This is a genomic window from Brunnivagina elsteri CCALA 953 (assembly GCF_002289455.1).
Classification (GTDB): Bacteria; Cyanobacteriota; Cyanobacteriia; order Cyanobacteriales; family Nostocaceae; genus Brunnivagina; species Brunnivagina elsteri.
The window spans coordinates 1-6,423 of sequence record NZ_NTFS01000379.1 but is presented as its reverse complement, the minus strand read 5'-3'; the positions used below and the strand labels follow the sequence as shown (position 1 = coordinate 6,423).

Below are 6,423 nucleotides of genomic sequence, written 5' to 3'. Positions count from 1 at the left end.
GTGTTTTAGAAGTTGTTATTCTTAAATATTATATGTTAGCCTTTATGTAAGAAGATAAAGTGTAATGTATTATTTATTGTTTTTGAAAAGTTGTAGGGATGCTAACAACTAAAATAATAGCCGAAGACAATAAAAGCTATTATGTTTAAAGTGACCTATAAATGTGCTAATCATCTATTTTAGCTGTATATCACGACTGTTTGCATCTTTCACTCTTCTTCTTTCTTCATAAACAATATTTTCTACCTAAAGATGATTTGACTGTAAAACTCCTCCAAAAGAAATAGAAAATCGCGAAAATTGATATATTTGTGTGTTCACGAATTAGACAGGATTTCGGCTGTTGGGTTCTAAAGGATTAAGGTGCAGGAAGAGAATAGATAGCAAAGGAAAACTAGTGCTTGGTTATAAATTTCCCACCCATAAATTACCAAAACCCAATGCTACCATTTGAATTTGTTGTTATTGGTAAACCCATTTCTTACCAAACAAAAGAACGCAAACGTCTACAAGCTTGGAGAGAAGAGGTTCGTCAAGTTGCTGAAGCTTGTTGGGACAAAAAAACGCCAATTGGGGATTCAATTAAAGTTGTAATTACTCACTACTACGATACACCCTATGGTGAGGAGTCGGCTGTTCCAGATAGCGATAATATTGTCAAACCCATTCGAGATGCTTTGAATGGGGTAATATACGTTGATGATTATCAAATAACAGATTTTATTAGTCGTCGTCGCAATCTGAATGGTTCTTTTCGGATTCGCGGAATTTCCCCTGCACTTGCACAGGGTTTTTCAAGTGGACAAGAATTTTTACATATTAGAATTGAAGCGGCACCAGATCCAAAAGATTTAGATTGAAGTGTAAAGATTAGATGTATTTATCCATAGAATTTAACCATAATTGAAGTATTGATTTTTCCAGGTTATAATTCTATGGTGAATGGTGATGTATTGTGGTTTTGAGGATAGCAAAACTAACAAAATTGGTCTTGCTATTATTTGCAATAAGTGAATATTTAGTACTATTAATCTATTTAAATCATCAGGTTTAAAATCAGTAAAATTGTAGTTTTTTACTTGCATCTGTTGAATTGAACAAACATAATCTAAAAGGCTTGCTTGATAAAAATATTAGCGATGAAGATACTGTAACTCGTATGAGCTATCAAGAAACTCCGAATCGTCTAGAATACCAGCGACTCCTGAAATTGGCACGGGAGTATCGTCAACAGGGTTACTCTGTTAGCATTTACCCACAAGCCAATGAACTGCCAGCATCTCTAGCTGATTGTTCCCTTGATTTAATCGCGATGAATGGTAATAAAGTTGTGGTTGCTAACGTGCGATCGCGTGAAACTTTAAGTCTCAACGGTTCACAAAACTTAAACCGAATTATCAAATCAGTTCGGGAATTACCAGATTGGGAATTTGAGCTAGTCGTCACTAATTCCAGGAAAAAAAATCGTAAGTAAGTTGTAACGATTCAAGGTAAACAAAAATTAATTAAATAACTCGAAATAAAAAACCATACCTCACTCCACACCCTTTTTATCTCATTAGAAGGCAAGAGTGAGGTTTTATGTTTATTAAGAATAGTCATTACTCATATTTTTACTTAATAAACAGTTAAAACAATTCGCAATTATGTTTTGTAACGGAGAGAAGTTTGTGGGGGACGGAATACGACACACAAAACTACCCTAGCCCTTTCTAGGGCGGCTACGCGTAGGCGCTGAGTCGCAAAGCGACACGCTGCGCGTAGCTTGCTTCCACGGAGTGGTACGCCTTCTCGTAGAGTAGCGCGAACGGAGGATTTTACCCCGACACAAAACGCAAATCTTGCCACGGGGAGTATCCCCGTGGCAAAGTTTGCACGCTGCCTGTAGAGGCAGGGGAATTAAACCCCCCAAGCTTATTAAAGGAAGTCGTCAAACTTCCTTTTTTATTAACTATATATCACTAGTACAAGTTTAGTAGATGGTATTCTGACTATCAGTAAGTCATTGTAAAAATCTGTTCGACAGTCAGATTTAAATCTGGGAATGTGGGAGACTCTATACAGTCATTTCTCCTAAATCGTTTACTGCGATATTCACCGTCATCACTTAAAGAATAAATTGTAATAGTTGGCTGTTTGGGGTCGCCTATCAATTCCTTACCTCCCAACGCTGCATAATCTACAATCCAATATTCTTGGATACCCATCTCTTCATAATCGGCTAATTTTTTATGATAATCGTCTCTCCAATTAGTACTGACTACCTCTATTACTAAAGGTATTGAATCAGGGTTACTAACAGTCGATTCTTTTTTCCATTGTGGTTCATTTACTAAATTGAATAGGTTTACTAACGGAACATCTGGAAAATAACCTGATTTTTTATTTACTGGTTTTACTAGTACAGTTTTTGGAATACCATAATTAAGGTTACGACGGTGACATTCGAGCGTTAAAACTTTTACTAAAAATGCGATAATTTCCTCATGGTCGCCACTTGGTAGAGGCATTTCTACAATTTCTCCATCGTATAACTCGTAACGAATATTTTCGGGTTGTGTTTCTAAAAACGCCAAAAATTCATCGAATGTGAATACTTTTTCTAGTGGTTGAATAATCATTAATTTTGCTCCTTACTTCCATACTGTTATTTTTGATAAAAAAACCATTAAGGGAGGTCTGCAAACTTCCCTTTTTTAATCAATTTTATTATTCTTCATAGTTCTATCTCCACCTCTAGTTTCACCTAATAATTCTGACTCTTGAGAAATTAACCCTCTCTCTTTTGCTAAATCAAAAAAGCGTTTTTCTATATAACGATTAACATTGATATAGTGTCAATCCACAACAATTGTCAAACCAGTTTCAGCCGATCGCTTTGCAGCATTGGCAACTTTCAGCGTATATAAACTTTCTTCAGCTTTAACATATAACGGCGTACCATCCAAAAGATAATCTAAAACCATACCCGTATCTTTCGCAAACAATCCTTTACGACTGCCCACATCTAAAGGTATTTTTTCCCCTGCACGAACTAAAATTCCCTTCTCTTCATTAAAAATCAAACCACCTTTTTCACCGTGAACTTCAAACTTACGTTCCGGTTGCCACACACTTTCACCCTTAGCATAAATCACCTGACCCAACAATCCACTTGCGAAGGAAAGTTGAGCGATACAAAAACAGCTTTGATAATAATTATCCTCAACTTGCCAAAAACGGTTGTGGCAATTTACCGTAAGTACTTTACCAAACAAATCAGTGAGACGATGCAACCTCGATAACGCACCAATCAAGGGAAAACCAAACAATTCGTGACTATAACTCCACTTCCGAGGTGCGGGATGCTGGGGTTTGATAGTATTATAACGAACATAAAACACCTGCCCAACTTCCGGTAGATGTTGTTTAATTGCTTGGTGAACTCCACCTAAAAGTTCGATATGTTCGACATGGAGAAGTTTTTTTTGCTTGTTTGCCAAAGCCACTAACTCGAATCCTTCCCCATCATCCAAAGTTAGAGGATACTCAACCACAACATGTTTGCCAGATTCCAGAGCAGCGCGGGCTATTTTACCATGTTCGCTGTTAATTGTAGATATGATAATTAAGTCGATGTCATTGCGATCGCAAACCCTCTGCCAAGAATCCATTGCTTCAACTTGAAACTCCTTGGCAAAAGCTTGAGTATGTTCTAAAACAGTACCCGCGATCGCAACTAAACGAGTTCTTTTATCCTGTTGCAAAGACTCAGCACGCAGTCTCGCCGCATACCCAGTACCAATTAAACCCACACCAATACTTGCTGTTGTCACAGAAACGGACGAATCATACATTATAGCCACCAGGTTAATTTCTTGGTTTCCTTTAAATCCTTGTCTGAGCAGGTCAAGGTAAGTTATTTATAATACTTATAAGCTCTAACACCCTGTTTAATCTATACCCAATTGCCAGTTTAAATACTTCAAAGACTTCAAATATTTCAAAGACTAATGCCATCTTATGGTATCTGTATCCAAGGTGATTTGTCGTAGAACTGGAAATTTTTCAACATCTCAACTTGATTATCTTAATGTGACATACATAAAATTACTAAATGGGTTGACTCAAACCTCAATAATAATATAACTAAAACTTATCGGTATGAGGTAACTAAATTTCATTACTAATCGCGTTCATTTTCTGGTTACATAGTTTCTTTTTTCTCGTAGTATCAGAATTGAAGCAAAAAAAAGCGACCCATCTAATCCAGATGAGGCGTGACTAATGCTTTAAAAGAACTTATACGGTCCGTAGCAAATAGAGAGGATTACACAATGGCAACCTACAAAGTGACATTAGTCAGCGAAGAAGGAACCAACGTAATTGATTGCCCAGACGATACTTACATTCTAGACGCTGCTGAAGAAGCTGGTTTTGACCTGCCTTATTCTTGCCGTGCTGGTGCTTGTTCGACCTGTGCTGGTAAAATTACTGCTGGTACTGTTGACCAATCTGATCAATCGTTCTTAGATGATGACCAAATGGAAGCTGGATACGTACTTACCTGCGTAGCTTACCCAACTGCTGATTGCACCATCCAAACTCATCAAGAAGAAGCACTTTACTAAATCTTCCTAGCCCCTCACACACTTTAGACTAATGGGTATGGGGCAGTTCGCAGTTCGCAGTTCGCAATACCCTACGGTTCGCAAGCTACGTAATTCGTAATACCTACTATCACGGTTCGCAAGCTACAAAATTCGTAATGCTGCCCTTCGGGCAGAAGCAAGCTACGCAATTCGTTACTCCCCAATCCCTACTCCCCAATTCTTACTTTTTAATTTTGTCGCTGAGGATTTGAATTTGAGTGCTGGGATAATAGAACTGGAGAATGTTCGCACTTGACCAACCTAACTTGGCTAAATTTTGCGCTCCGACTTGGCTTAAACCAACACCATGTCCCATTCCTCCACCAACAAAGGCATATCCCCACAGTTCAGGTTTGTCTTTGATGACTGGCTGGAGGTAGAACAAAGTGCTAATTGGTGCTGCAAAGGCACTGCGAACTTCATCTTTGCTCAGGCTGAATGAACCTATATCTGTTTCGACTTCGAGCTTGAGAATGCGTCCACTAGTACTGCGTTCGACTACTTTCATCTCTCGAACTTCTTTAAATTTGGCGAAGGGACTTTTTTTGACTTTGAGGAATTTCTGTAAGTCCTTCGTGATATCTTCGAGGCTGCTTTCCTTTCTCCAGCGAAATAGTTGCCATTTCGATTCGTTAAACCCGTCTTTTCGGTTGATAAAGGCTTGAAAGTTATTTTCGTTGGCAAGCGATCGCGCTGATATATCCCAGATGTTAGTAGGTGAGTCGATGACTGGACGTAAATAAGGTCGTTCGTCACCGTTCCAAACGTCTGAAAACGAGGCTGTGACTCCACCTGTACTTGCTGCATACAAAGCATCAACAAGTTCATTGTTATAGGTTAATACCATTCCTCGCGTTGTTGCGATCGCTTGGTCGGTAGTTGGCGAAACTCCTTTCAATCCAAAGTAAACTTGGCAATGGGTATCCGCACAAAGTTGATAATTATCTACCGCAAATCTACGTAAATTCCGCAGAACATAAGTTCGAGCAATAATTGCCTGTGCTTCCAGGGCTGGCATAGGTGCATTCGTGCCGATTTCGTAAGGTACTACACCCCTTAGATATGTCTCTAAAGGTACTTGATTCACAAGACTGTATGTACCATAAGCATTTGGTTGGATGAACAATTCCCCAGGGAAAAGACGAGCTTTGTCAGGATTGAGAGTATCTTTTTTCCCTTCTTTGCTATTCTTATTATCTTGATTGTCGAACTTTTTACCTTCATTGACTCGAACCAAATTCTTCTGGCTAGTAATTTTGAGAGATTTGCCTGTATAACGCTTATTGTCAACTGTCCAAGCAACTATTGGGGTTTGCTTGAGAATTTTGCTATCGATAAAAGGTGTTTTTCTTCCACTCGCTTGCAAGCTTTGCAATAATAATCTCCGTAGCAGAGGAGTACTATAAACATCCCGCTTTGCCCAAACTTGCCAGCGATCGGGTTGAGCAATTTCCACCTCTATACCTTTTTCTCGCCACTTATTAGCATTATCGTCAGCAGCCTCAAAAGTACGAAATACACCTAAAATTAACCGCTCCTCAGCAGATGCTTTCCCTAAGGATTGCATGGCAATTTCTAACCGCACTGGCTTATCTGTAGTCACAGACTGCTCCCCAGCACTTGTCCGAAAACTCAACTGCAAGCGATCGCCTTTCGTTGGTTCAAATTGCAACAATTCTTTGACATCATCCCCAAACCTCTGCACAATCCCAATCTTCAGCTCCACATCCTCGGTTCTGCTTGCTGTTCCCGATGCACCAGTCAAGCCCAACGCACAAAAAACTGTTAATGT

General features: G+C 39.0%; 6 protein-coding genes. 3 read left to right on the top strand and 3 right to left on the bottom strand.

Annotated features, from left to right (window positions below; all coding sequences use genetic code 11):
* The first annotated feature begins 440 nt into the window (after positions 1-440).
* Together CK510_RS24345 and CK510_RS24340 are read left to right on the top strand one after the other, a co-directional pair.
* Positions 441-860: a RusA family crossover junction endodeoxyribonuclease gene (locus CK510_RS24345; protein WP_095724131.1), complete on the top strand. Its 420-nt coding sequence runs from the start codon at positions 441-443 to the stop codon at positions 858-860.
* A gap of 233 nt (positions 861-1,093) precedes the next feature.
* Positions 1,094-1,474, top strand: coding sequence for a hypothetical protein (locus CK510_RS24340; protein WP_245912413.1), 381 nt, complete (start codon positions 1,094-1,096; stop codon positions 1,472-1,474).
* A gap of 520 nt (positions 1,475-1,994) precedes the next feature.
* On the opposite strand, the gene CK510_RS24335 is transcribed toward CK510_RS24340, so the two are convergent.
* Positions 1,995-2,618, bottom strand: coding sequence for a Uma2 family endonuclease (locus CK510_RS24335; RefSeq protein WP_095724133.1), 624 nt, complete (start codon positions 2,616-2,618; stop codon positions 1,995-1,997).
* A gap of 219 nt (positions 2,619-2,837) precedes the next feature.
* A complete protein-coding gene (locus CK510_RS24330; RefSeq protein WP_095724130.1) occupies positions 2,838-3,836 on the bottom strand; it encodes a Gfo/Idh/MocA family protein in 999 nt (332 codons plus the stop codon).
* A 480-nt stretch (positions 3,837-4,316) separates the two neighbouring features.
* On the opposite strand from CK510_RS24330, the gene CK510_RS24325 reads away from it, so the two are divergent.
* Positions 4,317-4,610, top strand: coding sequence for a ferredoxin (locus tag CK510_RS24325; protein ID WP_095724129.1), 294 nt, complete (start codon positions 4,317-4,319; stop codon positions 4,608-4,610).
* A 202-nt stretch (positions 4,611-4,812) separates the two neighbouring features.
* On the opposite strand, the gene CK510_RS24320 is transcribed toward CK510_RS24325, so the two are convergent.
* Positions 4,813-6,423, bottom strand: a 1,611-nt coding sequence (locus tag CK510_RS24320) for a SpoIID/LytB domain-containing protein (RefSeq protein ID WP_143289416.1), incomplete at its 5' end; no start/stop codon positions are given.

What these genes read in the sequence shown, in the direction of transcription:
- CK510_RS24325 (WP_095724129.1), top strand. Translation starts at nt 4,317, where the DNA reads ATGGCAACCTACAAAGTGACATTAGTCAGCGAAGAAGGAACCAACGTA.
- CK510_RS24345 (WP_095724131.1), top strand. Translation starts at nt 441, where the DNA reads ATGCTACCATTTGAATTTGTTGTTATTGGTAAACCCATTTCTTACCAA.
- CK510_RS24330 (WP_095724130.1), bottom strand. Translation starts at nt 3,836, where the DNA reads ATGTATGATTCGTCCGTTTCTGTGACAACAGCAAGTATTGGTGTGGGT.